The organism is Goodfellowiella coeruleoviolacea (assembly GCF_024171785.1).
Classification (GTDB): Bacteria; Actinomycetota; Actinomycetes; order Mycobacteriales; family Pseudonocardiaceae; genus Goodfellowiella; species Goodfellowiella coeruleoviolacea.
The window spans coordinates 474,943-498,454 of sequence record NZ_JAMTCK010000004.1; the positions used below are offsets into that span (position 1 = coordinate 474,943).

A 23,512-nucleotide genomic window follows, 5' to 3' on the forward strand; every position below is an offset into this window, starting at 1 on the left:
GTCCAGGGCGTCGCCCAGCCGAGGGCGGCGCCCTGGCTCGTCTTCTCACCCGCACCGGTGACGTCACCGGTCGAACGGGCCAACCCGGCTGGCCGTGCGGGCACTGCCCGGCGGGCGCGGCGGGCGGGCCTCGATCAGGCGTTGTTCCACGTGGTGGACGGTGGTGGTGATGCTCGTCGCTCTGACCAGCGGACTCGTCCGGCTGTCAGACCACCCGCGCCCCGGCTGACCAGCGGCGCGTGATAATGCACGCACCACCGCTGTGACCTCCTGGTGATGTCCGGGGCCGAGCAAAGGCTACGCTGGTCGCCGTGAACTGGACCGTGGACGTGCCCGTGGACACGCTTCCCGAGCTTCCTCCGCTTCCCCCCGAGCTGCGTGCCAAGCTCGACGCCGCGCTCGCCCGCCCGGCCGCCCAGCAGCCGACGTGGCCCAACCCCGACCAGGTGCGGCAGGTGCGCACCGTGCTGGAGAGCGTTCCGCCGATCACCGTGCCGCGCGAGGTGGACCGGCTGCGCTCGCAGCTCGCCCAGGTCGCCCGCGGTGAGGCGTTCCTGCTCCAGGGCGGCGACTGCGCCGAGACCTTCGCCGACAACACCGAGCCGCACATCCGCGCCAACCTGCGGACGCTGCTGCAGATGGCGGTGGTGCTGACCTACGGCGCGAGCATGCCCGTGGTCAAGGTCGGCCGGATCGCCGGCCAGTACGCCAAGCCGCGCTCCGCCGACGTGGACGCGCTGGGCCTGCCCTCCTACCGGGGCGACATCATCAACTCCCTGGTGGCCACACCCGAGGCGCGCGTCCCCGACCCGTCCCGGATGATCCGGGCCTACGCCAACGCGGGCGCGGCGATGAACCTGCTGCGCGCCACGACCAGCGCGGGCGCCGCCGACCTGAACCGGGTGCACGACTGGAACAAGGACTTCGTGCGGACCTCACCGGCCGGGGAGCGCTACGAGGCGCTGGCCGCGGAGATCGACCGGGGCCTGCGGTTCATGGCCGCCTGCGGCGTGCAGGACAGTTCACTGCACAGCACCGAGATCTTCGCCAGCCACGAGGCCCTGCTGCTGGACTACGAGCGCGCCCTGCTGCGGCTGGACAGCGGCTCGGACGAGCCGGCGCTGTACGACCTGTCCGCGCACTTCCTGTGGGTCGGCGAGCGCACCAGGCAGCTCGACGGCGCGCACATCGCCTTCGCCGAGCTGCTGGCCAACCCGATCGGCCTGAAGATCGGCCCCGGCACCAGCCCGGAGCAGGCCGTGGAGTACGTCAAGCGGCTCGACCCGCACAACACGCCCGGCCGGCTGACCCTGATCAGCCGGATGGGCAACGGCAAGGTGCGCGAGGTGCTGCCGCCGATCATCGAGAAGGTCACCGCCTCGGGCCACCAGGTCATCTGGCAGTGCGACCCGATGCACGGCAACACCCACGAGTCCAGCACCGGCTACAAGACCCGTCACTTCGACCGGATCGTGGACGAGGTGCAGGGCTTCTTCGAGGTGCACCGCCGACTGGGCACCCACCCCGGCGGCATCCACATCGAGCTGACCGGCGAGGACGTCACCGAGTGCCTGGGCGGCGCCCAGGACATCTCCGACACCGACCTGGCCGGCCGCTACGAGACCGCCTGCGACCCGAGGCTGAACACCCAGCAGTCGCTGGAGCTGGCCTTCCTGGTCGCGGAGATGCTGCGGTCCTGACCCGCGTCCCGCGGTTGTCACACCTCGACGGGGCCGGTGCCCACCAGGCACCGGCCCCGTCGCGTGCGGTCGGTTCCGCGCGGCCGCCCCGGTCAGACCGGCAGCGGACTGTCCTGGCCGGTTGACCCGCCCTGGCCGCGCAGCAGGCCCGTGCTCCCGTGGCCGTTGGCCGCGCCGGCCAGCAGGCCGGGGGAGACCACCGGGAGCCCGGCGTCGGCCGCGACCCTGGCCAGCGCCGCGTCGTAGGTGATGAACTCGCTCAGCGCCGGGCCCAGCGCGACCGCGGTGGCCACGTGCAGCGCGTCGGACACGCGGGGCACCGCCCCGGGGTGAGCCTCGGCGTCCAGCGGCCCGGGGCCGTGCCGGGGCGGGCCGGCCACCTGAGCGGCCCTGCGCAGCACCTCGGCGACCGGCAGCCGGGCGATCTTGTCCAGCAGGTGTTCGGTCTTCTTCAGGCGGGCCGCGCCGTCGCCGTGCCGGCGCAGCGCCAGGCTCACCTCGATCCGGGTGTACTCGCTGCTGACCAGGGGTGCCGAGGCAGCGGCCAGGTGCCGGTTGAGCGCGGTGCTGTGCTCCTCGGGGTGGATCAGCTTCACCAGTGCGCTTGAGTCGAGATAGATCACGTTCTCTCCTCTGCTCGCATGTCGATCAGCACCTCGCTGAGCGGGCGGCCGTCCGCCGGCGCGGCCGGGGACGGGACCGAGGGGACCGGCGGGACTGCCGGGGCCGACGGGTCAGCGCCGTCCTGGTCCGCGCCCGGCGGGTTGTCCCGCAGCCACTGGTGCAGGTCGGCCTGCTCGTCCCGCCAGTCCGACGGCATGACACCGGCCTTGACCAGGCCGCTCATCACCACGTCCACCGGGTTGGGCGGGCTGAGGATGGCGACGGGCTTGCCGTTGCGGGTGACCTCGATCCGCTCCCCACCGGACACGCGTTCCAGTACCTCTGCTGTGTTGCGGGACAGGTCGCGGACGGTCACCCGCGTCATGTGCACGAGATCCATTTCAGACACGGTATTGGCGGTCAGGCAGCAAAAACGCCGTCTGACCCCATCGAGTAATTGTTTTAGCCCTCCGGGGGATGAGCGACGGACTCAACACACACTCGCAGTAGGCCAATTGGCCCGCGCGCATCGGCCGGAGGAGGGCAGCGCTGAGCCACCCGTTGTCCCAGTCGGGACTGGGCGTGTCGGAGCGCCGCCGGAACCACCGGCCACCCGTGGGCGAACCGGGTCAGAACGCGGTGATGACGACCTTGCTGCCCGGCTGCACCCGGCTGCCCGCTGGCACCGACTGGTCCAGCACCGGGGTGTCCTGCCCCTGGAAGAACTGCTGCACCTCGACCTGAAGACCCAGCCCCTGCAGGGCGCCGCGGGCCGCGGACACGGGCATGCCGCGCACCTCGGGCACGGTGACCGCGTTCGACAGCACCACGCTGACCTGCGTGCTGTCCCCGGCCGGGATCACCGACCCGGCGGGCGGGTCGGTGCGCACCACGCGGCCGGCGTCCACCTGCGGCGAGAACTCCTGCGGCCCCTCCACCGGCTGCAGCCCCTGCTGTTGCAGCAGCTGGAACGCCTCGTCCTTGGTCTTGCCGGTGACGTCGGGCACCGGCTTGGGCGCCGGCCCCTTGCTCAACACCAGCACCACCGGGGAGCCCACCTGCAGTTCGGTGCCCGGCCCCGGGTTGGTGGTCACCAGCTTGCCCTTCTCCACCTGGTCGCTGTAGGTGTTGGCGTTGTCGTCGCGGCTCGGCTTCAACCCGGCCTCGGTGATGAACCGCTCCGCCTCGGTGACGCCCAGCCCGGCGCTGAGCTTGGGCACGACCGGCCGGCCCCGGGAGACCACCAGGTTCACCCGGCTGCCGCGCACCTGGTCCTGCCCCTCGGGCGGGCTGATGCTGAGCACCGTGCCGGCCGGCACGGTGTTGTCGAAGCGCCGGTCCACCTGGGGCGTGAGGTCGGCGTCGCGCACCACCTGCTGGGCGGCGGCCTCGTCCAGGCCGGTGACCTTGGGCACCGCCGTCCACCGACCACTGCCCAGCCACCACGCCGCCACCCCGAGCAGCGTGGCCAGCACCAGCACGACCGCCGTCCACAGCACGAACGCGCGCCGGCTGCGCCGGCGCTGGCTGGTGTACTCCTCGGCCGGCGCCGCCATGCCGTGCCCGTGCGCGCGTGCCGGCGCGGACCGCGACAGCGCCCTGGTGCCCTGCGGCCCCACCGGCCCGCCCGGCGGCAGCACCGGCCCACCCCGGGGCGGGCTGTCCGGCCCCAGCGGAGCGGCCGGCCGGCGCACCGCCGGCAGCATCGGCACGGTGCGGTCCGCCGCGGCCCGGGGAAGGGCCGCGGCCGAGCCGGGTGCCCCGGCGGCGCCGCCGGCGTCCGGCCGGGCCGGCGGGAGCTGGACGCGCAGGGTCGCCTCGTCGTGGCCGGGCACCGGCAGCGGCACCGGGACCGGCCGGATCTCCAGCGAGTCCCGCACCCGCCGTAACTCGGCCAGGAAGGCCGCGGCGTTGGCCGGGCGCTGCGCCGGCTCCCGCCGGGTGGCCCGCAGCACCAGGTCGTCCACGGCCGGCGGCAACCCCGCGACCAGTTCACTCGGCGGCGGCACGTCGTCGTTGACGTGGCGGTAGGCCACGGAGATCGCGGTGTCGCCCAGGTAGGGCGGCTGGCCGGTGAGCATCTCGTAGAGCACGATCCCGGCCGAGTACACGTCACCGCGCTCGTCGGACGCGCCCGTGGCGACCTGCTCCGGTGACAGGTAGGCCACCGTGCCCAGGATCATGTCGGCCCCGGTGGTGCCGGCGCTGGCCACCGCGCGCACCAGGCCGAAGTCGCCGACCTTGACCACCGCGCCCGCGCCGGCCACCCCCGATGCGTCCACGCGGCCCGGGCCGATCAGCACGTTCTCCGGCTTGATGTCCCGGTGCACCAGGCCGGCCTGGTGCGCGGCGGCCAGCGCGGACAGCACCGGCTCCAGCACGCTGAAGGCCAGCGGCACGGGCAGCGGCCCGCGGTGGCGCAGCAGGTCGCGCAGGGTGCCGCCGTCGACGAGTTCCATCACCAGGAACACGTGGTCCGCCTCGGGCGTGTGCTCCACGCCCTGGTCGTGCACGGCCACCACGTTGGGGTGGTGCAGCCGGGCCGCGGCGCGCGCCTCCCGCTCGAACCGGTCGACGAAGGACCGGTCGGCGGAGAACCGGGGGTCCATGACCTTGATGGCCACCGGCCGGTCCAGCCGGGTGTCCACCCCCCGGTACACGGTGGACATGCCGCCCCGGGCGAGCGGGCCGTCCACCCGGTACCGCCGCTCCAGCAGCCCCCCGACCACGCTCATGCCAGCACCGCCCACAGCCGTCGATCGTACGGACGAGGATGCCCCGTCTGGCGCAGGGCGTGAGTACTGATGGTGTGGCATGGTGGCGGCGTGAGTGCAATTCCTGCTGCTGCTGACGTGCTGGCCCCTGAGCTTGAGGTACTGACCCTGCCCGAGGTGGCCGACCGACTCGGCCTGCCCGTCACCCGGGTGCACCAGATGTTGCGGGACGGAGCTTTGATCGCCGAACGGCGGAACGGCGTGCTCGTCGTTCCCGAGCAGTTCCTCGCCGCGGGAGGGGTGGTGAAGGGGCTGACCGGCACGATCACCGTGCTCCGCGACGCCGGCTTCTCCACCGACGAGATGCTGCGCTGGTTGTTCACCGCTGACGACTCACTGCCCGGCACGCCGATCGAGGCGCTGCGGTCCAACCGCGGGCGGGAGGTGAAGCGCCGGGCCCAGGCACTGGCCCTGTGAGACGGCGGGCAGCCGGTCAGCGCGCGTCCGGCGGTTGACCGGCTGCCCGGCCAGGACGCTCCCGCGACGGCGGTGCCCGGTGTCGGGCGGCGGTGCTGGCGGTTCATGTCCTCACCGGCCCGGTGCCGAGGCGGTGCCGGCCGGTGGGTTGGTGGCCGGGGGACTGGTGGCCGGGGAACCGGTCGCCGGCGCGGTCAGCCGGGCCCACAGCGCCTGACCGACCCCGGGCAGCGCCACGGCCAGCCGGCGCGGCGTGGACACCACCACGCGGCCGGCGAACACCTCGTGGTCCACGGCCGCGACCCGGTCCAGGATCGCCCGGTAGAGCACCAGCGCGGTGCGCACGCACGGCCGGGCGGTGGGCGCCAGCAGTGGCAGGCCCTGCTCGGCCTGCCGGTACGCGGCGCGCGCCAGCGCGCCCAGGTGCGCCAGCAGCCGCCGCACCCGGGGTTCGGTGCGGCCGGTGGCGCGGCAGTGCGCCAGCAGGGCCCGGTCCACGCCGAACGCGGCCATGTCCGCGGCCGGCAGGTACACCCGCCCCCGGTCCAGATCCTCGGCCACGTCCCGGATGATGTTGGTCAGCTGCAGCCCCTCACCCAGGGCGCGCACGGACCGCTCCGCCTCGTCCCTGGGCCCGACCGTGCCGAACACCGCCAGCATCTGCAGGCCCAGCGCCACGGCCGAGCCCCGCATGTAGTCGCGCAGCGCGGCCAGGTCCGGGTACTCGCCGACCCGCAGGTCGGCCCGCATGGCCGCGAAGAACTCGGGGAACAGCGCCGGGTCGATGTCGTGCCGCAGCACGGTGTCCACCAGCGCGGCCAGCACCGGGTGCCGGCAGGGTTGGCCGGCCAGCCCGGCCGCCAACTGCTCGGCCAGCCGGTCCAGTTCGGCGGCCCGCTGCTCGACCGTCCGGCCCGTCCCCTGACCCGCCGGCCCCGCCGGGTGGCCGTCCGCGCTGTCCACGATCTCGTCCGCCCACCGGGCGAAGCCGTACAGGGCGTGGATCGCGGGACGCTGCGCCGGCGGCAGCAGTCGGGTGGCCAGGAAGAAGGAACGGCCGTAGGTGGCGTTGATCCGCCGGCAGCGCGCGTAGGCGGCCCGGACCACCGGATCGGTGATACCGGCGGCGTCGAGTTCTCTGCTGCTCATACCGGGGCTGCTCATAGGCGGGCGGCTCACCGGGTCATCCGGGGCAGCAGGAAGTCCTCGACCGGGCGGCTGGACAGCCGCAGCGGGTCGGGGCGCACCAGCGAGACCGCGGCCAGCAGCGCCGCCAGCAGGGTGAGGAACAGGTAGCCCCACGAGTAGAGCGCGGTGTCCCCGCTGGGGAAGGTGACCAGCAGCATCCACACCGACCCCAGGGCCACCAGCACCAGCCCGGTGCTGCCCCAGGCCAGCCCCGCGCCCACCACCAGCGGCCAGCTGAAGTACCAGGGCAGCGTCGCCGGCGAGAGCAGCCCCACGGCCAGCAGGGTGACCGCCGCGCGCCGCACCGCCTCCGGCCCGCCGTCCCTGGCCGCCCACCACTGCTTGATCGCCAGCCAGGCCAGCAGCAGCATGCCAAGGCCACGGGTGATGCCGAGGAAGATGCCCTCGTCGACGTGCACGACCCAGTTGACGACCAGGTGCACGAACTGGCCGAGCGCGGTGGGCAGGGACAGCCAGTTCACGATCGTGGAGGAGGTGCGCAGTGCCGGGATCCAGCCCAGGCTCACCTCGGCGACCAGCGTGCACAGGGTGAACACGGTCACGAAGATCGCCACGCCCCAGCCGGCGGCCCGGACGAACCGGGACCGGCGCGAGCCGACCAGCCGGGCCGCCCACACCCACACCAGGAACGGCAGCGCGACCACGGCGGTCGCCTTGACCGCGGTGGCCAGGGTGACCACGGCGACGCCGCTGACGTGCCGGCGCTCCAGCACCAGCAGCACGCCGGTGGCGAGCAGGCCGACCATGAGCATGTCGTTGTGCGCGCCACCCACCAGGTGCACCAGCATCAGCGGGTTGGCCACACCCAGCCACAGCGCCACCGCCGGCCGCCCACCCAGGTGCCTGGCCAGGCCAGGCAGCGACCAGCACAGCAGCACCACGCCCAGCCCCATCATCAGCCGGATCAGCACCACCCCGCCGATCAGGCTGGTGCCGGTCACCGCGACCACACCCTTGGCGACCAGCATGAACAGCGGTCCGTACGGTGCCGGGGTGTTCTGCCACACCCAGCTGACGTTCTCGGTGAGCGGCCCGGGCAGCACCGAGGGACCGGCCTGGTAGGGGTCGAACCCCTCCAGCGCCAGCTGGCCCTGCGCCAGGTAGCTGTAGACGTCCCGGCTGAACAGCGGTGGTGCCACCAGCAGCGGCAGCATCCACACGCCGATGGTCAGCAGCATGGCCTTGCGGCCGACCAGCTCGGCGCGCACCCCCCGGCCCAGCCGGATCCACGCCCACACCAGCAGGCCGAGGCCGCCGTAGAGCACGGCGGTGGCCAGGTCCTTGCCGTGGCCGTAGCGGATCCAGCTCAGCGCGGTGTCGGCCAGCAGCGGGTCGTGGATCAGGGTGCCGCCGGCTCCGGTGCCGCCCAGCGCGATCAACGCGACGCCGAACAGGCCGAGCAGGATGGTGCCCAGAGGCAACCCCCTGGCCTGGTCAGCGGCATCATCCTGCCTGGTCACAGCCGTGCGGACGGCACGGCGGCCAGTATCGTCGCTGGTGGGGGAACCGACAGCGGAGGACGGCACCGGGTCGGCCGACTCGGTGCCGGAGCGGGGAAGGGAAGGGGTCGCGGGCATCGCGGGAAACATAGTTGCACAACGCGTGCGCGCGGGGGCATAGAACGGCGGGGTGGCGTGATCCGCTCGTAATGACCGGACTGATCCTCGCACGAACAGCAGGCCCCGTCGAGGCCGAATCGGCCGCGTGGCCCCGCGTCCGTTTGCCGTATTCCCGTTCACGTGGCCGCGCCCGCCCCGCGGCACACCCCGTTCCGCCGTGCCGCGGCGACCGCGGCGCGGCGGTGAGCGCGTCCACCGGGGCCGGCGGCCCGCCGCGCCCCCCCTGTCGCGGACACCCCGGGCACGCCCCGATCACCCGAACGGCCCTGCGCGGGGTGAACACGGGTGGTGGTCAGGGGCTGGTGGGCACGGGACGGGAGCGGGTGGTGGGGGTGCTGCGCCGGGGCAGGGTGGTGCCGACGACGCGCTGGGCGGCCAGCCGGCCCGAGATCAGCACCGGGGGCACGCCGACGCCCGGGGTGGTGCCGCACCCGGCCAGCACGGCGTTGTCCACCCCGCGCAGCAGGTTGCGGGGCCGGAACGGGCCGGTCTGGGCGACGGTGTGCGCGGCCGAGAACGGGGTGCCGGCGGCCAGGCCCATCCGCGCCCAGTCGGCCGGGGTGACCAGGTGCTCCAGCTCCACCGACGCGTCCAGCCCGGCCAGGCCGCGTGCTTCCAGCACGCGCATCAGCTCGTCCCGGTAGGCCGGGCCGACGCGCGGCCAGTCCAGCGGGCCGGTGGCCAGGTTCGGGCAGGGCGCGAGCACGTAGTAGAGCTGCCTGCCCTCCGGCGCCAGCGTCGGGTCGGTCGCGGTCGGCCGGGTGACCAGCAGCGACGGGTCGCTCATCAACCGGCCGTCGTGGATGATCTCGGTGAAGGTGCGGTCCCACTCCCGGCCGAACAGCACGGTGTGGTGGGCCAGGTCCGGCCAGGTCCGGTCGCTGCCCAGGTGCAGCACCACCGCCGACGGCGACCAGCGCACCGGCACCGGGCGGCGGGGCGCGTGGCCGAGCAGCCGGTAGGCGGTGGGCAGGTCCGGGGTGAGCACCACCGCGTCACACGGGATGCGCTCGCCCTGGCTGGTGCGCACCGCGGTCACCCGGCTGCCGATCCGCTCCAGCCAGGCCACGGACGTCCGGTAGCGGAACTCGGCACCGGCCCGCTCGGCCGCGCCGGCCAGCGCGTCCGGCAGCGCGCGCATGCCGCCCCGGGGGAAGTACACCCCGGCGACGGTGTCCATGTAGGGGATCACGCCGTACGCGCCCAGCGCCTGCCTCGGCGGCACGCCCGCGTAGAGCGCCTGGAAGGAGAACAGCCGGCGCAGCCGCTCGTCGGCGAAGAACCGGGCGATGGCCGGGCCGAGCCGGCCGAACCCGCGCAGCGCGGCCAGCCGGGCCAGCGACGGGCCGAGCAGGTCCAGCGGCGAGTCGAAGTTCGCGCCGATGAACCGGTCCCGCTCCACCTCGTACAGCTCGGTCAGCCAGCGGCGCAGCCGGCGGTAGCCCTCGGCGTCGCGGGGGCCGGCCACCCGGCGCACCTCGGCCTCCATGGCCTCGGCGTCGCTGTGCACGTCGATCCGGCTGCCGTCGGCGAACCGGGCCCGGTAGGCCGGGTGCACCGGCAGCAGGTCGAGCCGGTCGGTCAGCGACTCGCCGACCGCGGCCAGCGCCTCCTCGACCAGCTCCGGCATGGTCAGCACGGTCGGGCCGGTGTCGATCCGGTAGCCGCCCAGGTCGAGCCGGCCGGCCCGGCCGCCGGGGCCGTCCGCCCGCTCCACCACGGTGACCCGCCGGCCGGCGCCCAGCAGGTGCAGTGCGGCGGACAGGCCGGCGAGGCCGGCGCCGACGACCACGACGTGATCGGTGGGTCCGGTGACGGTGCGCATGGTCAGTGGGTCCGCTTCGTCACGCTGACCGCCAGCTCGGCCAGCCTGGTCGCGGCCGGCTCCGCCACGGGGGTGGCGTGCAGCGCGTCCATGGCCGAGTCGGTCAGCTCGGTGATCCGCTGCTCGACCGCGTCGACCGCGCCGACCTCGACCAGCAGCGCCCGCACGCCTGCCACGTCCGACTCGGTCAGGTCGGCCCGGCCGATCGCGCCGCGCAGCCGCGCCGCCTCGGCCGCGCCCGCCCGGTCCAGGCCCAGCGCCACCAGCAGGGTGCGCTTGCCCTCGCGCAGGTCGTCGCCGGCCGGCTTGCCGGTGATCGCCGGGTCGCCGAACACGCCGAGCAGGTCGTCCCGCAGCTGGAAGGCCACGCCGAGGTCGGCGCCGAACCGGCGCAGCCCGGCCACCAGTTCGGCGGAGCCGCCGGCCATGGCCGCGCCCAACTGCAGCGGGCGCTCCACGGTGTAGGCGGCGGTCTTGTGCCTGGCGATGCGCAGCGCCACCTCGGCGGCGGACTCGCCGCGGGCCTGGGTGAGCATGTCCAGGTACTGCCCGGCCAGCATCTCGGTGCGCATCCCGTGCCAGGGGTCGCGCAGCCGCTCCAGTGCGGCGGCGGGCAGCCCGGAGCCCTGGAGCATGTCGTCGGCCCAGGCCAGCGCCAGGTCACCGATGAGCAGGGCGGCGGCCAGCCCGAACCGCTCCGGCTGGCCCAGCCAGCCGTGCGCGCGGTGCTGGCCGGCGAAGGCCACGTGCACGGTGGGCGCGCCGCGCCGGGTCGCGGACGCGTCCATCAGGTCGTCGTGGACCAGGGCACACGCCTGGACCAGTTCGAGCGAGCTGATCGCGGTGAGCACCGCGGGCGTGTCCGGACCGTCCGGGTCACCGCCGCCGGCGCGCCAGCCCCACCACGCGAAGGTCGGCCGGATGCGCTTGCCGCCGCCGAGCACGAACCCGGTGAGCGCGTCCACCGCGCCGACGAAACTCTCCTCGGTGCGGGCGATCGTGGCCAGGTGCGCGGACAGGTAGTGGGCCAATGCCTCTTCGACGTGCTTGGGCAGCTCGACGTCGAGCGGGTGGAGCTGGTGTGGTGCGGACACACGTCTATGGTCCGGCCTGCGCGAACACGGCCCGCCACCGGGGCCCGTCCCAATGACCGAACGTCACCTTCCATTCGCCGGGAGTACCTCTACCCTGGGTAGCATGACGTCGGTGGTTGAGCGGCTGCGGAGCAGGAACCCGGCCGTGTCCGTGGAGTTCATGCCGCCCAGGGACGACGAGGACGAGCGGCGGCTGTGGCGGGCGATCCGGGAGCTGGAAGCGCTCGACCCGGCCTTCGTGTCGGTCACCTACGGTGCCGGCGGGTCCAGCCGGGACCGCACCATCAGCACCACCAGCCGGGTGGCCCAGGAGACCACGCTCACCCCCATGGCGCACCTCACCGCGGTCAACCACTCGGTCGCCGAGTTGCGCAACGTGATCGGCTGGTACGCGGCCATCGGCGTGCGCAACGTGCTCGCGGTGCGCGGCGACCCGCCGGGCGACCCGATGGGCGAGTGGATCGCCCACCCCCAGGGGCTGACCTACGCCGAGGAGCTGGTCGCGCTGGTGCGCTCGCTCGGGGACTTCTGCGTGGGCGTGGCCGCGTTCCCGTACGGCCACCCGCGCTCGGCCGACCTGGACACCGACACCCGGCACCTGGTGAGCAAGCTGCGGGCCGGGGCGGACTTCGCCATCGCCCAGCTGTTCTTCCACCCGGACGACTTCCTGCGGCTGCGCGACCGGGTCGCGGCGGCCGGCTGCGACACCACCCTGCTGCCCGGGGTGATGCCGCTGACCACCCCGCGCACCCTGGCCAAGACCGTGGAGCTGTCCGGCGCCGAACTGCCGCGCGAGCTGGCGGCCCGGTTGGAGCCGCTGGCCGGCGACGCCAAGGCGTTCCGCGCCGCCGGTATCGACCTGGTCACCGAGCTGTGCGACCGGCTGCTCGCCGAGGGCGTGCCCGGGCTGCACTTCTACACGTTCAACCGGTCCAAGGCCACCAAGGAGGTGATCGGCCGACTCGGGCTGCTGCCGGCGCACGTGCGCTGAGGCGGGCGCCCGAACTCCTGGCGGCCGAGCCGGCCGGGCGCCGTCAGACCCGGCGTCGATGTGGCCCGTTGTGGCCCGTTGGTCGGCCGGCCTCAGGTGAGGTCCGACACCCGGACGGCCCGTCTGTGCGCGACCAGGGCCAGCGCCCCGACCACCAGGGCGGCGCCCACGGCCAGCGCGCCCACCACCAGGGACCAGGCCATCCAGGACATGCTCCCCTGGCCGGCGTACCGGGTCACCGCCGAGATCATCGTGGCCTCGCCGGGTTTGAGGGTCCAGGCGACGGTGTTGCTCGCCTCGTCGATGCCGTTGGTGTCGGTCACCGCACCGGGGAAGCTGATCTTGACCTGGATGTCCGCCCGCTCCTGTCGCACGCTGCTCAGGTCGGCCGAGCCGGACATGGTCACCAGTTCGCCGGAACGGCGGAAGCTGAGCTGGTAGCGGCTCTCCGAGCCGCCGGAGGTGGCCGCCAGGTCGTGGAGTTCGTCGAAGCTCAGGCCGGTGAAGCGCAGCCGGCTGCCCACGTAACCGTCCTGTTTGTACGGTTCGGTGCTGGCCCGGCCGGCCAACTGGTCCGGGATCTTGAACTGGGGGCCGGGATCGCTCTCCTGCGCCGGGGGCACGGCGGCCACGATGTCACCGGAGACGAGGTCGTCCGAGGACACCGCCATGGCGGCGTGCACCCGCACGCACCCCGTGGTGGTCAGCAGGGTGACGAGCAGGAACAGCGGCAGCAGGGCCGCGGATCGGCCGAGGCCTCCTCGGCCGAGAGCCTGAGGCAGCGCGGATCGGCCGAGACCTCGGCCGAGAGCCTGAGGCAGCGCGGATCGGCCGAGACCTCGGCCGAGAGCCTGAGGCAGCGCGGATCGGCCGAGACCTCGGCCGAGAGCCTGAGGCAGCGCGGATCGGCCGAGACCTCGGCCGAGAGCCTGAGGCAACACTGTCGCGCGAGGACGCCGGAGCAAGCCCTGGAACACGTGATCATCCTGCCAGTCCACGCGGAAACCGACCGGTCGAACCACACCGCGTGCACCGAAGGTGCGGCGTGGCTACCGACAGTGCGCCGGTGGCGTGGCGGAACACGGTGCCGACCACCCCGGTCGAGCAGGTAGCGTGCGGCGCATGTCTTCATCCCGCACCAGCGTGCACGAGATCAGTGATCAGTATGTCGCGGACTACGCCGAACTGAACCCGAACCTCGCCACCGATCTCGGGGTGCCCGGCCACGACGAGGAACTGACCGACTTCTCGCCGGACGCGCTGGCGGCCCGCAACGCGTTGGCCGAGCGGGCGCTGCGGGACGTCGAGGCGGCCGAACCGGCCGACGACTCGGAGCGGGCCGCCAAGGAGGTGTTCCTGGAGCGGGTGGGCCTGTCCACCGAGATCTACCACGCCGGCCTGGTGGACTCCGCGCTGAACGTGATCGACAGCCCGGTGCAGGGGCTGCGCGAGGTGTTCGACCTGATGCCCACGGACACCGCCGAGCAGTGGGCGGTGATCGCCAAGCGGCTGGCCAACATGCCGCAGGCCGTTGCCAACCTGCGGGCCGCGCTGTCGCACGCCGCGGCCGACGGCCGGGTCTCGGCGTTGCGCCAGGTCACCAGGGTGATCGAGCAGTGCGAGACCTGGGCCGGGCTGCGCGGCGGCCGGTCGTTCTTCGCGAACCTGGCCGCCCAGGCCGACGAGGTGGCCGGCGCGCCGCACGCCGACCTGGCCGCCGGTGCCGCGGCGGCCAGCCAGGCCTACGCCGAGCTGGCCGGGTTCCTGCGCGACGAGCTGGCCCCGAAGGCCCCGACCAAGGACGCGGTCGGTCGGGAGACCTACCAGCTGTGGTCCCGCTACTTCACCGGCGCCCAGCTGGACCTGGACGAGGCCTACGAGTGGGGCTGGCAGGAGTTCACCCGCATCGAGACCGAGATGAAGCAGGTGGCCGACCGGATCAAGCCGGGCGCCACCCTGGCCGAGGCCGCCGCCGCCCTGGACGCCGACCCCCGCTACCGGGTGCACGGCCAGCCCGCGTTCCAGGAGTGGATGCAGCGGCTGTCCGACCGGGCCCTGGTCGAGCTGCGCGGGGTGCACTTCGAGATCCCGGACGAGCTGATGCGGCTGGAGTGCCGGATCGCCCCGCCCGGCGGTGGTGTCGGCGCCTACTACACCGCTCCCACCGACGACTTCGCCCGGCCGGGGCGGATGTGGTGGTCGGTGCCGGCCGACCGGGAGGAGTTCTCCACCTGGCGCGAGGTCAGCACCGTCTACCACGAGGGCGTGCCAGGGCACCACCTGCAGGTGGCCACGGCCGTGCACCAGGCGGGCAAGCTCAACCGGTTCCAGCGGCTGATGTGCTGGGTGTCCGGGTACGGCGAGGGCTGGGCCCTCTACGCCGAGCGGCTCATGCGCGAGCTGGGCTACCTGGAGGACAACGGCGACCTGCTGGGCATGCTGGACGCGCACCTGTTCCGCGCCGCCCGGGTGATCGTGGACATCGGCATGCACCTGGAGCTGGAGATCCCCGCCGGCACCGGGTTCCACGAGGGCGAGCGGTGGACCCCGGAGCTGGGGTTGGAGTTCATGCTCACCCGCACGATCACCGACCCGGCGCACGTGCGCGACGAGATCGACCGCTACCTGGGCTGGCCCGGCCAGGCCCCGTCCTACAAGCTGGGCGAGCGGCTGTGGCTGGCCGCCCGGGACGAGGCCAGGCAGCGCAAGGGCGCCGACTTCGACCTGCGCGCGTTCCACCAGCAGGCCCTGGAGCTGGGCGCGATGGGCCTGGACACGCTGCGCGACCGGCTGGCCGCGCTCTGAGCTGCTGGCGAGCTGCGGCGCGCACAGTTCGGCCGGGGTCGCTCGGCCGGGAGCTGTGGTGAGCACAGTGCGGCCGAGAGCCTTTGAACAGCACGGTGGGGCCACCCGACGCGGGTGGCTCCACCGCTGTCGCCCGTTGCTCCGCCCGTTCTCCGGTGCCCGGTGGGTTCTCCCCGGCGGCGGCTACACCGGCAGGGTGCGGCCGAGCACCGCGAACGGCCGGGGGTCGCCGGTGAACCGGTAGTGGCGCAGCACGTCGGTGAAGCCCAGCCGGCGGTAGAGCCGCCACGCCCTGGTCGGCCCCTCCGGGGTGGACAGCAGCACCCTGGCCGAGGACACCTCGCGCAGCAGGCCCCGTAACAGGTCGCCGCCGAGGCCGTGGCCCTGGGCGTCCGGCCGCACGTGCAGTTCGGTCAGTTCGAAGTAGTCGCGCAGCCACTCGTCGGCGGCCACCGGCCCGGCCACCGAGACCAGGCCGCGCCGGACCTGCTCGTGCCACCACTGGCCGGGGGCGCCGCGGTAGCCGTAGCAGATGCCCAGCAGGGCGTCGTTCGCGTCCAGCACGGCCACGCACCGCCAGTCCTCGCGCATCATGTGCGCCAGCCACATGGGTGCGCGCTGCTCCACCGTGCCGGGTGGGTAGCCCATGGCCGCCACGTACAGCTCCAGGGCTTCGCCGAGCCGGTTCTGCAGGTCGGTGGCGGACAGTTCGACCAGTCGTTCGTCGTGCGGCGAGGGTGCTGTGGTCACGAGGGCGTGTCCGATGCGGGTCGGGGTGCCTGGTCGGGCGAGCCGGCCGGGGCGGGACGGGACGGGGCGGCTGGCTCGGGTTGGTCGGCGAGCCACGCCGGGGTGCCGCCGGTCAGGTCGACCAGGTCGGCGAAGGTGGTGGGGAAGACGGACTTGGGGTGTCCCGCCGCGGCCCAGACCACCGGGTGGTCGGCCAGTGCGGTGTCCACCAGGGTGCGGATCGGCTCGGGGTGGCCGACCGGGGCGACCCCGCCGATGACCTGCCCGGTGTGGGTGCGGACGAAGGCGGGCGAGGCCTTGCCGACCTCGGTGGCCCCGACCAGCTCGGCCAGCCGGGTGGTGTCCGCGCGGTGCCGGCCCGAGGTGAGCGCGAGCAGTGGGCGCTCGACGCCGTCGAGGACCGCGGTGAACACCAGGCTGTTGGCGATCGCGCCGACGGGCACGCCCAGTGCGGCGGCGGCGTCGGCGGCGGTGCGCACGTCGTCGTCGAGCACGCGGACCCCGGCGGCGGACCGGTCGTGCCCGGCTTCGGTCAGTGCCGCGACCACCTTCTGCATCCCGGCGTGGTTGAGTGGACTCACGGGAACTCCTTGTACCGCATCTTCGCCCGTCCGGCTGATCAGGGAGGGGCGCGGCTCATCAGACCACGTGTGGTCACCCACCCGTGCGACAGCCCCCACAGCAGGTTGAGAGATGCCCGTGAGCATGGTAAATCTGAAGGTGTTCGAACATTAGTTCGATCACTGGGCCTGGTGGTGGGGTGGGGGAAGCACCCCACCACCAGGCTCGCCAGTCCGGGTGACGGGCGCGAGGGTGGGAGGCGAGACCAGCGGGAACGGGGCCGAGGGGAACACCGCCGGCCACAGCGAGCGAGCAGACCCAGCGTTGCCCGGAGGTCCCGGCCATGAACAACGGTAGTGGCGCTGCCCGCGGTCACGCGCTGGTCGACCCCGGGCGCCTGCTGGACGTGCTGGGCGTCGAGAGCGAACTGCTGGCCGCGTGCGCGCACGACCAGGACCCGGACCTGGCCGTGCCCAGCTGCCCCGGCCTGACCGTCGGCGAGACCGTCCGCCACGTGGCCAGCTCCTACCGGATGGTGCTGGCCTGGCTGCGCGACGGCTACCGGCCGCGCACCTGGCGGGAGGACCCGCGCCCGGACGAGAGCCTCACCGACTTCCTGCGCTCGGGAGCCAGGCGGCTGCTGGCCGAACTGGCCGCGCACGAACCGGACGAGCCGTGCCCGACGTGGTGGCCGACCGAGGCGAACTACGGCTTCTGGCGGCGGCGCCTGGTGCACGAGACCACGGTGCACCGGGTGGACGTGCAGTCCGCGCTCGGCCAGCCGCTGGCGCCGGTGGCCGACGACGTGGCGCTGGACGGGGTGGACGAGGTGCTGTCGCTGTGGTTCACCCACCGGCTGGCGGTGCTGGGCGTGACCGGGCCGCGGCGCGGTTCGGTGGCCGTGCGCACCGGCGGCCGGGTGTGGGTGGCGCGGGGCGGTCCGGACGGCACCGCGGGCTGGCGCGCCGCGCCCGAGGCCGGCCAGGTCCGCGTCGGCGGCGGCGCCGATCGGCCCGGTGGCACCGATCAGTCCGATGTGGACCGATCCGATGTGGACGGTCAGGGTCCTGGGTCGGGCGCGGGGGAGTGGGTGGACGCCGAGGTCTCGGGTTCGCCGATGGACGTGTACCTGTGGCTGTGGGGCCGGTTGCCCAACCGGGCGGTCCACGTCACCGGCGACGACGACGCCGTGGCCCAGCTGTGGGCCCTGCTCCGGCTGGCCACCCGCTGACCGCCCGCCCGCTGGTCGCGTGGGCGGGCGCGATATTTCGGGGGCCCGGTCCGGGCACCCGGCGGTATCGTCCGGTCATGGCTACCCGACTGGTGGACATCGTGGTCGACGCGGCCGACCCCGTGCCGCTCGCCCGGTTCTGGGCCGACCTGCTGGGCTGGCGGGTGGAGCACGTCGCCGAGGACCAGGTGACCGTGCGCGCCACCGACATCCCCGGCTCGACGCTGAAGTTGACCTTCGTGCCGGTGGCCGACGCCAAGGCGGGCAAGAACCGCGTCCACCTCGACCTGGCCAGCACGTCCGCGGCGCACCAGCGCGACCTGGTCGAGCGGGCCGGGCGGCTGGGTGCCGAGCCGGCCGACATCGGCCAGCGCCGGGAGCTGCCCTGGGTGGTGTTGGCCGACCCGCAGGGCAACGAGTTCTGCGTGCTGGAGCCGCGCCCGGTCTACCAGCACACCGGCGCGCTCGCCGCCGTGGTGGTCGACGCGGTGCGGCCCGGCGCGCTCGCGGAGTTCTGGGCCGGGGCCACCGGGTGGGCCGTGGTGGACAGCCAGGCCGAGTTCGCCTCGGTGCGGCCGAGTTCCGGGGTGGGGCCGTGGCTGGAGTTCGTGGCCGACAGCGGCGCCAAGCGCGGCAAGAACCGGGTGCACCTCGACCTCGCCCCCACCCCCGGCGGTGATCTGGCCGCCGAGGTGGACCGGTTGTGCGCGCTGGGCGCGGTGCCGGTGGACATCGGCCAGGGTGCGGTGTCCTGGCGGGTGCTGGCCGACCCGGAGGGCAACGAGTTCTGCGTGCTCACCCCGCGCTGACCGGCTCACCCCGCGCTGACCGCATCAGCCCGCGCTGGCCAGGGGCGCTGTGCTCAGCCGGTCGGCGTGGTCAGGGACCGGACGAGTTCGCGCAGCTCGGCGCGGTAGAGCGCGGCCGGGTCGGTGTACACCGGACGCAGGTGGCCGTGGATCTCCAGGCCCACCAGGCCGTGCATCCGGCCCCAGACCCGCAGGGCGAGCGCGGCCACCTCCGGTGCGAGGTCCGGGACCTCTGCCCGCACCTTGGCGACGTAGCTCGGCGGGAACGGCGACCAGTCGGCGGTGCCGGCCCGCGCGCTGTCAGCGCTCGCGGCCGCGGGTGGGCAGGCCGCGGCGACCAGCCGGTTGAGCCCGCCGCAGATGCGCCGCGCGGCCTGGTCGGCCGGCCCGTCCTCGGGTGGCTGGTAGCCGGGCACCGCGTCGCCGTAGATCAGCCGGAAGCCCTCGGGGTTGGCCAGGGCCCACTCCCGCAGGGCCTCGCCCCAGGCCAGCAGCCCGGCGCCCGGATCACCGGCCGGCACGGCATGGACGGCGGTCTCCAGCGCGTTGGCCAGCGAGGTGCTCACGTCCCGGATCAACGCGGTGACCAGCTCGTCGCGGGTGGCGAAGTAGCTGTAGATGGCGCGCGCGGTCATGCCCATCTCGCGGGCGATCCCGCGCAGTGAGAGACCGCCCGGTCCCTCGGTGGCCAGCTGCTTCAGGGCGATCGCGGTGATCTCCCGGGTGGTCTCGGCCCGAAGTCGCTCCCGCCGGCTCACCGGCTGACTCGCTGTCGCTGACGACACCCTTGACACTCTACCCCGTTGCACTACTCTCCAGCGTGTCAGAAGTACACGGCGTTTCCGATTTACACGCCGAAGACAATCCCTTGTGGTCGATCCCCACCGGAGCAGACATGCCTGCCTACGTGTTCGTTGATTCCGAGGTGCTGGACGAGGAGCGCGCCCGCGAGTACCGGGTGCTCGCCGAGGCGTCCATCGCCGCCCACGGTGGCCGCTACCTGGTGCGGGGCCAGGTGCCCGAGGTGGTCGAGGGCGCGTGGCCCGCGCCCCGGGTGATCACCGTGCTGGAGTTCCCCGACCGCGACCGGGCCCACGCGTGGTACGCCTCGCCCGAGTACGAGCGGGCCAGGGTGGCCCGGCAGGGCGCGATCGAGCTGCGCCTGCTCGTGGTCGAGGGCACCCGGCCATGACCACCGACCAGGCGCCCCCGGCGGGTACCGGCACCACTGCCGCCGATTCTGTCCACTCCGGACAGCGCGCTGAGCATCCCCGCAGGTGGGCCGCGATGGCCGTGCTGACCGCGGCCTTCATGCTGGACCTGCTCAACGCCACCATCGTCACCGTCGCCCTGCCCGCCGTCCAGCGCGGGCTGACCGCCAGCCCCACCCAGGTGGAGTGGTTCTCCGCCGCCTACCTGCTGGCCTTCGCCGCCGCGCTGATCACCGCCGCCCGGCTGGGCGACCTGTGCGGCCGCAAGCGCGTCTTCCTGGTCGGCACCGCCGTGCTCGGGTTGGCCGCGCTGGCGGCCGGCCTCGCGCCCGACCCGACCGCGCTGATCGCGGCGCGCGCCGTGCAGGGGCTGGGCGCCGCGCTGATCGCGCCGCAGGTGATCAGCATCCTGCACGGCATCTTCCACGGCCGGGAGCGGGCCACCGTCTTCGGCGTGTTCGGCATCGCCGGCCCGTTCGCCCAGTCGGCCGGCCTGGTCCTGGGCGGGGGACTGGTCACCGCCGACCTCGGCGCGCTCGGCTGGCGGAGCGTGTTCCTGGTCAGCGTGCCGGTCACCGCGGTGCTGGTGGTGCTGGGGAGCTGGCTGGTGCCGGAGAGCCGGGTCGCCGACGCGGTCCGCCCGCGCTGGCTGGCGGCCGGCACGCTCACCGCCGGACTGGTCGCGATCGTGTTCCCGCTGCTGGAGGGCCGCGCCTACGGGTGGCCGGCGTGGACGTGGGCCTGCCTGGCCGCCGGGGTGCTCGCGGTGGTGGGGCTGGCCGCGGCCGAGCACCGCCGACCGTCCTGGCGGGCCGGCGCGCTGCTGCCACTGGGGCTGCTGCGGCGCAGGAACATCGTCGCCGGGCTGGCCGTGATGCTGCTGTCCTTCGCCGGCTTCAACGGGTTCCTGCTGGTGTTCTCGCTGTGGCTGCAGGACGGGCAGGGTCACGGCCCGCTGGCCGCCGGGCTGATCACCATCGTGTTCTGCGCGGGCAGCCTGGTCACCGCGATCGTCGTGGGGCGCCTCACCACCCGGTTCGGTCGCGGCACCGTGCTGGTCGGCTGCCTGCTCGTCGCGGTGGGCACGCTCGGCCTGCTCGGCCCGGCCCAGGCCGAGGGCGCGGCCGGCGTGTGGTCGCTGGTGCCCGGGCTGCTCGTCGCCGGGGCCGGGATCAACCTGGTGTTCCCGGCCCTGGCCACCCTGTACCTGTCCGCCGCGCCACCGGAGTTCGCCGGCTCGGCCTCGGGCATCTACAACACCGCGCAGCAGTTCGGCGCGTCGGTGGGCGTGGCCGTGCTCGGCGCGGTGTTCTTCGCCGGCGTGGACGCCAGTGGCTATGCCAGCGCGTTCACCGTCAGCGTGCTCACCGTGGCGGCGGCGCTGGTGGTCAGCGCGCTGCTCAGCCTGACCCTCACCCCGCACCGCCGGGGCGCGGCCACCGGGCCGGCGTGACCGCACGCGGCCCGCGTGGCCTCAGCCGGCGTCGTCGCGGCTGATCTCACGCAGCGCCGGCGCCAGCCGGGTGAGCTGGTCGACCACACCGGACAGATCGGTTCCGGTGGGGGAGACCAGCACGTGGTCGGCGCCGGCGTCGAGCTGCGCGCGCACCCGCCGCGCGATCGCCTCCTCGTCACCCCAGGCGACCGCCGCGTCCACCAGGCGGTCGGTGGTGTCGGCGATGTCGTCGGCGTAGCCGAACCGCTGCCAGGCCCGCGCGTAGGCGGGCGCGCCCCGGGTGATGGCGAGCCGCACGGATTCCCGGGCGATGGCGCGCGCTCGGACCGGGTCGGATTCCAGCAGCACCGCCTGGTGCGGGATGAGCAACCGGTCCGGCCCGAGGATCTGGCGGGCGAACGCGGTGTGCTCCAGCGGCGCGAAGAACGGGTGGGCGCCGTCCGCGTGCGTCCGGGACAGCTCCAGCATCTTCGGACCGATGGCGGCCAGCACCCGGGCGAACGGCTCGGCCGGTGGGTTGGCCGCGGCCTCCTCGTCCATTGTGGACAGGTAGTCGCGCAGGCGGCTCAGTGGGCGCTGGAAGCTCTCGCCCACCTGCTGGGCCTGGAACGCGTGCCCCACGCCGAGGCCGAGCACGAACCGGCCCGGGTGCGCCTCGGCCAGGGTCCGGCCGGCCGCCTGCGCGGTCACCGGGTGGCGTGCCCACACGTTGGCGATGCCGGTGCCGACCGCGAGGCGCTCGGTGGCCGCGAGGAAGACCCCGGACCGGGCGAACGCGTCCCGGCCGCCCAGGCTCTCGCCCATCCACGCCGACCCGTAGCCGAGTCGTTCCAGCCGGCCGAGAGCCTCGCGTTCCTCCCGCACCGGCGTGGGGTCGCCCCCGAACAGCCACACACCCACCGGACCAAGGCGCTGCCTGGTCAACCGCACCACGTCAAGCCGCATGAACAACCCCCGGAGAAGCCGTGCCGAAAGATTCGGAGTGTCTCTCCGGTTAATATATGGAGGCACACTCCGCTTGTCTACCGCTGGTTCCCGGACAGCGTCCGCGAGGTGTCCGCCGCCTCGGCCCGACGTTCACCGCCGGGCCGAAGGACATGGACGAGACCGCGACTCCCGAGCCGTGGCCGGCGAACCCGGCTGGCGCTGTCGGCCCGGCTCCGGTCGTCACCGCAGGATGTCGGCGAGTCGCCGCCACTCGGCCCGGGGCAACCGCTCGTCGGCCCCGTCGAGCACCTGCAGGCAGACGTGGTCCGCGCCAGCCTGGTGGTGCTGGCGCACACGGTCGGCGATCGCCTCCTCGCCACCGAAGGCCACAATGGACTCGACCAGCCGGTCGCTGCCGCCGTCGGCGAGATCGGCGTCGGTGAATCCGAGCCGGCGCAGGTTGGCCTGCTGGTGCGGGGCCAACCGGAGGTAGACCCCGACGTGCTCCCGGGCGATCTGCCTGGCCCGCGCGGGGTCCGGCTCCAGCACCACGGCCTGCTCCACGCCCAAAAACGCCGAGGAACCCATGATCTCCCGCGCTCGCGCGGTGTGGTCGACCGGCACGAAGTAGGTGTGCGCGCCGTCGGCCCGCTCCGCCGCCAGCCGGAGCATCCCCGGACCGAGCGCGGCCAGCACTCGGCGGGCGGGCTGCTCGGGAGCGGGGTTGACGAGTGGGGCCTCGTCCATCGCGTCGAGGTAGTCGCGCACCGTCGCCACCGGCCGGTTGCCGATCGCTTGTCCGCCAAGGCCGAGCAGGAACCGGCCCGGGTACGCCTCGGACAGCGTGCGGTGCGCCGCGGCGGCGCCCACCGGGTCGCGGCGGTCCATTCGCGCGATTCCGGTCGCGATCGTCAGGCGCTGGGTCGCGGCCAGCAGCAGGGCCGCCTGGGTCATCGCCTCCCGACCGGGGTACTCGCCGAACCACAGCATGGCGAAGCCGAGTTCCTCGATCTCGGCGGCGGCCTCGCGGACCTCGTTGATCGGCTGGGTGTCCAGTCCGAAGGTCCAGATGCCAATGCTCACGCGGGTGTCTCCTCACGGTGTCGGTGCCGGTCGTGCCGAAATCCATCGACCACGGTGGGTCAGTTCGGGTGGCTGACACGTCACCCGCCCCGAGTGGTGACCACCCCGACGGGCAGACGCGGGAATGAATCGGAGTATGTCTCCGATTAATATATGGAGATGATCTTCGGATTGTCCACCGGTGCTTTCCGCAGGCACCCGCGCCCACGACAGGCGCCGCCACCGCCCGTGGCCGGCTGCTGGATCAGCGCGACCCGGAACACCAGGCATCGACGTCGGGGCGACCCCCCGGACTGGCCCCACGCCAACGGCTCCGGTGACGGTGTCGAGCCCGGATCCGGAGGGCTGGCCTCGATCCTGGTTGCTCGCGCGCACCGCCGGCACGGCACGGCGTCGGCCTGGGGCTGACCGTGCTACGTCGCCGGGCCCCGGGCCACCCCGCTGGCC

21 protein-coding genes are annotated in these 23,512 nt (G+C 74.0%); 8 read left to right on the forward strand and 13 right to left on the reverse strand.

Annotated elements, in window-relative coordinates:
• Positions 1–311: 311 nt before the first annotated feature.
• Positions 312–1,700 carry a class II 3-deoxy-7-phosphoheptulonate synthase gene (locus tag LX83_RS10990; protein ID WP_253769982.1) on the forward strand — a complete coding sequence of 463 codons (1,389 nt, stop codon included), beginning with the start codon at positions 312–314 and terminating at the stop codon, positions 1,698–1,700.
• A 92-nt stretch (positions 1,701–1,792) separates the two neighbouring features.
• Here LX83_RS10990 and LX83_RS10995 read toward each other — a convergent pair whose 3' ends face one another.
• The 3 genes from LX83_RS10995 to LX83_RS11005 form a co-directional block, all read right to left on the reverse strand.
• The gene (locus tag LX83_RS10995) at positions 1,793–2,323 is read right to left on the reverse strand and encodes a type II toxin-antitoxin system VapC family toxin (protein ID WP_253769984.1); all 531 of its coding nucleotides are present in this window, start codon (positions 2,321–2,323) and stop codon (positions 1,793–1,795) included.
• Entirely contained in the window at positions 2,320–2,703 is a 384-nt protein-coding gene (locus LX83_RS11000; RefSeq protein WP_253769986.1) for a type II toxin-antitoxin system Phd/YefM family antitoxin, read from the reverse strand. Before LX83_RS11000 ends, LX83_RS10995 begins: the two co-directional genes overlap by 4 nt.
• Positions 2,704–2,932: 229 nt before the next feature.
• Positions 2,933–5,038: a Stk1 family PASTA domain-containing Ser/Thr kinase gene (locus LX83_RS11005; RefSeq protein ID WP_253769988.1), complete on the reverse strand. Its 2,106-nt coding sequence runs from the start codon at positions 5,036–5,038 to the stop codon at positions 2,933–2,935.
• Between the two features lie 90 nt (positions 5,039–5,128).
• On the opposite strand from LX83_RS11005, the gene LX83_RS11010 reads away from it, so the two are divergent.
• Positions 5,129–5,494: an Rv2175c family DNA-binding protein gene (locus tag LX83_RS11010; RefSeq protein WP_253769990.1), complete on the forward strand. Its 366-nt coding sequence runs from the start codon at positions 5,129–5,131 to the stop codon at positions 5,492–5,494.
• Positions 5,495–5,605: 111 nt separating this feature from the next.
• Here the strand turns inward: LX83_RS11010 and LX83_RS11015 are convergent, their stop codons facing one another.
• The 4 genes from LX83_RS11015 to LX83_RS11030 form a co-directional block, all read right to left on the reverse strand.
• Positions 5,606–6,643, reverse strand: coding sequence for a phytoene/squalene synthase family protein (locus tag LX83_RS11015; RefSeq protein ID WP_253769992.1), 1,038 nt, complete (start codon positions 6,641–6,643; stop codon positions 5,606–5,608).
• Between the two features lie 26 nt (positions 6,644–6,669).
• The gene (gene mptB, locus LX83_RS11020) at positions 6,670–8,280 is read right to left on the reverse strand and encodes a polyprenol phosphomannose-dependent alpha 1,6 mannosyltransferase MptB (protein ID WP_253769994.1); all 1,611 of its coding nucleotides are present in this window, start codon (positions 8,278–8,280) and stop codon (positions 6,670–6,672) included.
• A gap of 334 nt (positions 8,281–8,614) precedes the next feature.
• Positions 8,615–10,147, reverse strand: coding sequence for a phytoene desaturase family protein (gene crtI / locus LX83_RS11025; RefSeq protein WP_253769996.1), 1,533 nt, complete (start codon positions 10,145–10,147; stop codon positions 8,615–8,617).
• A gap of 2 nt (positions 10,148–10,149) precedes the next feature.
• A complete protein-coding gene (locus LX83_RS11030; RefSeq protein WP_253769998.1) occupies positions 10,150–11,241 on the reverse strand; it encodes a polyprenyl synthetase family protein in 1,092 nt (363 codons plus the stop codon).
• 103 nt (positions 11,242–11,344) lie between these two features.
• On the opposite strand from LX83_RS11030, the gene metF reads away from it, so the two are divergent.
• The gene (metF, locus tag LX83_RS11035; RefSeq protein WP_253770000.1) at positions 11,345–12,232 is read left to right on the forward strand and encodes a methylenetetrahydrofolate reductase [NAD(P)H]; all 888 of its coding nucleotides are present in this window, start codon (positions 11,345–11,347) and stop codon (positions 12,230–12,232) included.
• Positions 12,233–12,324: 92 nt separating this feature from the next.
• Here the strand turns inward: metF and LX83_RS11040 are convergent, their stop codons facing one another.
• Complete coding sequence (locus LX83_RS11040; RefSeq protein ID WP_253770002.1) at positions 12,325–12,921, reverse strand: DUF3153 domain-containing protein; 597 nt, start codon at positions 12,919–12,921, stop codon at positions 12,325–12,327.
• 433 nt (positions 12,922–13,354) lie between these two features.
• Between LX83_RS11040 and LX83_RS11045 the strand changes: the two genes are divergently transcribed.
• Positions 13,355–15,037, forward strand: a complete 1,683-nt coding sequence (locus LX83_RS11045; protein WP_253770005.1) for a DUF885 domain-containing protein — start codon at positions 13,355–13,357, stop codon at positions 15,035–15,037.
• A 183-nt stretch (positions 15,038–15,220) separates the two neighbouring features.
• Here LX83_RS11045 and LX83_RS11050 read toward each other — a convergent pair whose 3' ends face one another.
• Both LX83_RS11050 and LX83_RS11055 read right to left on the reverse strand, forming a co-directional pair.
• Complete coding sequence (locus tag LX83_RS11050) at positions 15,221–15,787, reverse strand: GNAT family N-acetyltransferase (protein WP_253770007.1); 567 nt, start codon at positions 15,785–15,787, stop codon at positions 15,221–15,223.
• Positions 15,784–16,368 (reverse strand): YbaK/EbsC family protein, encoded by a 585-nt coding sequence (locus tag LX83_RS11055; protein WP_253770009.1) that lies wholly within the window; start codon positions 16,366–16,368, stop codon positions 15,784–15,786. The genes LX83_RS11050 and LX83_RS11055 overlap by 4 nt, the downstream gene beginning before the upstream one ends.
• Before the next feature lie 323 nt (positions 16,369–16,691).
• On the opposite strand from LX83_RS11055, the gene LX83_RS11060 reads away from it, so the two are divergent.
• Together LX83_RS11060 and LX83_RS11065 are read left to right on the forward strand one after the other, a co-directional pair.
• Positions 16,692–17,579 carry a maleylpyruvate isomerase family mycothiol-dependent enzyme gene (locus LX83_RS11060; protein ID WP_253770011.1) on the forward strand — a complete coding sequence of 296 codons (888 nt, stop codon included), beginning with the start codon at positions 16,692–16,694 and terminating at the stop codon, positions 17,577–17,579.
• A gap of 77 nt (positions 17,580–17,656) precedes the next feature.
• Complete coding sequence (locus LX83_RS11065; protein ID WP_253770013.1) at positions 17,657–18,388, forward strand: VOC family protein; 732 nt, start codon at positions 17,657–17,659, stop codon at positions 18,386–18,388.
• A gap of 53 nt (positions 18,389–18,441) precedes the next feature.
• Here LX83_RS11065 and LX83_RS11070 read toward each other — a convergent pair whose 3' ends face one another.
• Complete coding sequence (locus tag LX83_RS11070; RefSeq protein ID WP_253770015.1) at positions 18,442–19,173, reverse strand: TetR/AcrR family transcriptional regulator; 732 nt, start codon at positions 19,171–19,173, stop codon at positions 18,442–18,444.
• Between the two features lie 110 nt (positions 19,174–19,283).
• On the opposite strand from LX83_RS11070, the gene LX83_RS11075 reads away from it, so the two are divergent.
• Both LX83_RS11075 and LX83_RS11080 read left to right on the forward strand, forming a co-directional pair.
• Complete coding sequence (locus tag LX83_RS11075) at positions 19,284–19,580, forward strand: DUF1330 domain-containing protein (RefSeq protein ID WP_253770018.1); 297 nt, start codon at positions 19,284–19,286, stop codon at positions 19,578–19,580.
• A 95-nt stretch (positions 19,581–19,675) separates the two neighbouring features.
• Complete coding sequence (locus LX83_RS11080; protein ID WP_253770020.1) at positions 19,676–21,052, forward strand: MFS transporter; 1,377 nt, start codon at positions 19,676–19,678, stop codon at positions 21,050–21,052.
• Positions 21,053–21,073: 21 nt separating this feature from the next.
• On the opposite strand, the gene LX83_RS11085 is transcribed toward LX83_RS11080, so the two are convergent.
• Positions 21,074–22,000, reverse strand: a complete 927-nt coding sequence (locus LX83_RS11085; RefSeq protein WP_253770021.1) for a TIGR03620 family F420-dependent LLM class oxidoreductase — start codon at positions 21,998–22,000, stop codon at positions 21,074–21,076.
• 222 nt (positions 22,001–22,222) lie between these two features.
• Positions 22,223–23,065 (reverse strand): TIGR03620 family F420-dependent LLM class oxidoreductase, encoded by an 843-nt coding sequence (locus LX83_RS11090; protein ID WP_253770023.1) that lies wholly within the window; start codon positions 23,063–23,065, stop codon positions 22,223–22,225.
• Positions 23,066–23,512 lie beyond the last annotated feature (447 nt).

What these genes read in the sequence shown, in the direction of transcription:
- LX83_RS11000 (WP_253769986.1), bottom strand. Translation starts at nt 2,703, where the DNA reads ATGGATCTCGTGCACATGACGCGGGTGACCGTCCGCGACCTGTCCCGC.
- LX83_RS11075 (WP_253770018.1), top strand. Translation starts at nt 19,284, where the DNA reads ATGCCTGCCTACGTGTTCGTTGATTCCGAGGTGCTGGACGAGGAGCGC.
- LX83_RS11080 (WP_253770020.1), top strand. Translation starts at nt 19,676, where the DNA reads ATGGCCGTGCTGACCGCGGCCTTCATGCTGGACCTGCTCAACGCCACC.
- LX83_RS11005 (WP_253769988.1), bottom strand. Translation starts at nt 5,038, where the DNA reads ATGAGCGTGGTCGGGGGGCTGCTGGAGCGGCGGTACCGGGTGGACGGC.
- crtI (WP_253769996.1), bottom strand. Translation starts at nt 10,147, where the DNA reads ATGCGCACCGTCACCGGACCCACCGATCACGTCGTGGTCGTCGGCGCC.
- LX83_RS11085 (WP_253770021.1), bottom strand. Translation starts at nt 22,000, where the DNA reads ATGCGGCTTGACGTGGTGCGGTTGACCAGGCAGCGCCTTGGTCCGGTG.
- LX83_RS11015 (WP_253769992.1), bottom strand. Translation starts at nt 6,643, where the DNA reads ATGAGCAGCAGAGAACTCGACGCCGCCGGTATCACCGATCCGGTGGTC.
- LX83_RS11060 (WP_253770011.1), top strand. Translation starts at nt 16,692, where the DNA reads ATGAACAACGGTAGTGGCGCTGCCCGCGGTCACGCGCTGGTCGACCCC.
- LX83_RS11045 (WP_253770005.1), top strand. Translation starts at nt 13,355, where the DNA reads ATGTCTTCATCCCGCACCAGCGTGCACGAGATCAGTGATCAGTATGTC.
- LX83_RS11065 (WP_253770013.1), top strand. Translation starts at nt 17,657, where the DNA reads ATGGCTACCCGACTGGTGGACATCGTGGTCGACGCGGCCGACCCCGTG.
- mptB (WP_253769994.1), bottom strand. Translation starts at nt 8,280, where the DNA reads ATGCCCGCGACCCCTTCCCTTCCCCGCTCCGGCACCGAGTCGGCCGAC.
- metF (WP_253770000.1), top strand. Translation starts at nt 11,345, where the DNA reads ATGACGTCGGTGGTTGAGCGGCTGCGGAGCAGGAACCCGGCCGTGTCC.